Source organism: Lactobacillus selangorensis, assembly GCF_001437205.1.
GTDB lineage: Bacteria > Bacillota > Bacilli > Lactobacillales > Lactobacillaceae > Paralactobacillus > Paralactobacillus selangorensis.
The window spans coordinates 1-209 of record NZ_JQAZ01000032.1 but is presented as its reverse complement, the minus strand read 5'-3'; the positions used below and the strand labels follow the sequence as shown (position 1 = coordinate 209).

General features: G+C 50.7%; 1 protein-coding gene. It reads left to right on the top strand.

Translation table 11 applies throughout. The annotated features are described in order from the left end of the window. Positions 1-209 (top strand): hypothetical protein (locus IV40_RS10505; protein WP_201782522.1); only part of this gene is annotated, 209 nt, incomplete at both ends.

Genomic DNA, 209 nt, shown 5'->3' with positions numbered 1-209 from the left:
GTCAAGAAGGTCTGCAATTCGTGAACGAAGTAGTTGGTGGTGTTGTTCCTAAGGAATACATCCCGGCTATCCAGAAGGGTATCGAAGAGCAGATGAAGAACGGTGTTGTTGCCGGCTATCCGCTGATCGGCCTGAAAGCAACCGTTTTTGACGGTTCTTACCACGACGTCGACTCCAACGAGATGGCGTTTAAGGTGGCTGCTTCCATG